This window comes from Saccharopolyspora sp. NPDC002686 (assembly GCF_040295745.1).
GTDB classification, from domain to species: Bacteria; Actinomycetota; Actinomycetes; order Mycobacteriales; family Pseudonocardiaceae; genus Saccharopolyspora; species Saccharopolyspora oryzae.
In genome coordinates, this window is sequence record NZ_JBEOVY010000561.1 from 1 (window position 1) to 3,004 (window position 3,004).

Below are 3,004 nucleotides of genomic sequence, written 5' to 3' on the forward strand. Positions count from 1 at the left end.
TCCTGACCCGTGCACTGACCCCCTGTGTAACAAAAATTTGGGATGACTCGGGGGGGCGCCCCTGGCGGGGGGGTGCGGCGCCACCTGGTGCTCAGTAGCGGAGTGATTCCTCGGATTCCTGGTTGCGGCGGACTTCGTCCTCGGTGAGCCAGGTCGGTTTGCGGCCGTAGTCGACGAACATCTGGAACTGGTCGTCGAAGTGCGGCCCGCGCGTGCCGTCAGGTGCGACGAACCCGTTCTGCCCCGGTGGCACGACCTCGTACCCGGCCATGCCGTCGGGCTGGGACACGACGAGGTTGTTCTCCGTGCCGCGGTTCATGAACACCGGCGTCTTGCGCTGCTCGTCCTGGCCGCCGGAAGGCACGCCGAGGTAGTTGGACGTCGAGAAGACGTTCTGCGCGGTCGGTGCCAGCCAGTTGGCCGGGTCCGGGCCGTACTGCTGGCTGAGCGCGTCGTAGGTCCGCCGCAAGGTGTCGCGCACGACAGCGCTCCGGTCCCGGCCGCGCAGGAAGTCGACGTGCTGCGGGACGCTGGATTCCGCACCGAGCAAGGTGTTGAGCAGCACCTTCGTCCCGGGTTGGACGTTCTGGCTGCCGCTGGCGGGCTTGTCGCGGGTCGGATAGCCCGTCGAGCCGTACCGGGCGTAGGTCTCCGGTGGGAGGTTCGGCCGGACGACGTCGTCGAGCATGATCTGCAGCCAGGTCTGGATGATCGCGGTGCCCGCGCTGTCGTAGCGCCCGTCGTGGTCCTCGTCGGCGTTCATCCCGTCCCAGTCGGAAAGTGCCTGGTAGACCCGGTGTTCCGGGGAATCGGCGGGAAGTCCGGCCGCCGCGTCGGCGAGGAAGGGCGTGAAGTACGCCCGGTTGATGTCGGTCAGCGATGCGCGGTGCTGGATCTCCCACAGGTCGTCGGCGGTGATCGCCGGGTCGGCGGCGAGCTCGCGCTGCAGGACCTCGACGCGATCGGCGCGCCCCCAGGGCAGCGAATCCGAATTCGGGTAGCCGGGTGCGGGGGAGTTGTTCCAGTTGGCCAGATAACCGGCCGGTGGGTTGAGGACCTGCGGGTTCCCGGTGGCGGGCGGTTGCACGCCCAGCCACTCCATCTCGCCGGTTCCGCTGGCGGGCAGGCGCGGATCCTGGCCCGCGGGGCGGATCGGGAAGTGCCCGGCGAAGTAGTAGCCGATGTTCCCGCGGCGGTCGGTGTAGTACCAGTTGATGCTGATGGGCAGCGCTTCGGCCTGCCGGTGCCACTGCTGGTAGTCGCTGGCCTGCGTGGACCTCAGCCAGGTGAACAGGGTGTCGAGCTCCTGGCCCGCCCAGCTGCGCTTCTTGGCGTAGGCCACGCCGTTCGCGGTGTCGAACTGGGTGACCGGGCCGTGCACCGTGGAGAACACCTGGACCTGGCGCGGGGCGCCGTCCTTGACCTCGACGGTCTCGGTGCGCTGCGACATGGTGCGGTACTCGCCCTGGTAGAGGTACCGGTGCGGGTCGTTCGGGTCGAGCTTCTCCTGGTACATGTCGACGGTGTCGCCGTTGCCCGCGGTCGCGCCCCAGGCGATCGAACCGTTGTGTCCGAAGAGGACGACCGGGTAGGCGAACGGGGTGTTGCCGACGACGTCGAACCCGGCGCCGTGCAGGCCCACCGAGTAGGTGTAGGCGGGTGAGAACCAGCCGAACTGCGGGCCGTTGAGCAGCAGGCTGTTCGCGCCCTGGGCGCGTTGCCCGCCGACGAGCATCATGTTGGAGAACTGCGGCGGCTTCGCGGCTCCCGGGCGCAGCGAGTCGATCTGCTGGGCGGCCTCGTGCCACGCCGCCGAAGCGGTCGGTTTCGGCGCGATGTCCGGTGCCGGGGTGGAGGCCGGGGCGGTGACGCCGTCGAGTGTTCCGGCGAGGCCGTTGGGCCGGTCCAGCGCGGCTGGTGCGGTCGCGGCCGGGCCGGTGGGTGCTTCGATGCTCGCGGGCGCCTCGGGGTCGACGGGCCAGGCGATCTGGTCGAAGACCTGCCTGCCCTGCTCGGCGCCGTAGCGCTGCTGCAGCTGCTGGAGCATGGCGAGGTTCTTGATCTCCGAGTTGTAGTCGGAGAAGCGGATGTTCATCGTCCCGACCGTGATCATCGCGACGTCGACGCCGGTCCAGCGCGACGGTTCGAAGCCCAGGTCGAGGAACTGCTTGGGCATCAGGTGCGCGCGGTCGGCGGCGACCTGGTCGATCCAGGCGTTCATGCCGGAGGCGTAGCCGTCGAGCACCTGCCGGTCGCGGGGCGCCAGCTCGTCGTACTGCCGTCGGATCGAGGCGGGGTCGTAGTCCGAGCGCACCGATGCGTCGAAGTCGGAGTAGTCCGCGCCCAGGACTTCCGAGACCGAGCCTGCCGCGGCCCGCTTGGTCATCTCCAGCTGGAACAGCCGGTCCTGCCCGGCCGCGTGCCCGTACCCGTAGAACAGCCCGTAGGTGTTGTCGGAGTAGATGTGCGGCGTGCCGTACCGGTCCCGTTTGACGGTGACCGTGCCGTGGAGGTGCTTCTCCGGTGGTGGTTGCGCGGTCGCTCCGGAAGCGGGCAGCGATGCTGCGGCGACGAGCACTGGCGCGAGCAACGCGCCGACGAGACAGCGAGATCTGAACGCTCTCACTGCGTTCCGCCTTTCCCGATGGCCGACGGGCACGTGGTCCGCCGGCAGGTCCGTGCCGGCGGCGCGCAGGCCCCCGGCGAGGTGCGGGTTCGCCCGTGACGGCCGTGGCGGTCAGGTGTGCGCCGGCCTTCGGGTGTGCGGATCGCGCAGTGTGAACAGGGGTTTCCCGCGTGCGGCTTCCCGAACGTTCGGTCGGTAAACCGCGCACATCCTCGCAACGCGCCCCGGCGCTGTCAACGCGCGTGAGCGCGCGGAAGCGGTCCACGACGATGTTCGGGGTGGACGGCCGGGTCCGGCAGGACGAACTGACCGGCCGTCCACTGTGCACCTGCGATTCGGTGCGCCCCGATTCGGCGCGACCACGGGCTGCTGGCCGGT

General features: G+C 69.7%; 1 protein-coding gene. It reads right to left on the bottom strand.

Going from position 1 to position 3,004, the window contains the following annotated elements; all coding sequences use genetic code 11:
• Nucleotides 1-91 precede the first annotated feature (91 nt).
• The gene (locus ABTZ89_RS37565; RefSeq protein WP_351054010.1) at nucleotides 92-2,590 is read right to left on the bottom strand and encodes a penicillin acylase family protein; all 2,499 of its coding nucleotides are present in this window, start codon (nucleotides 2,588-2,590) and stop codon (nucleotides 92-94) included.
• Between the last annotated feature and the right edge of the window lie 414 nt (nucleotides 2,591-3,004).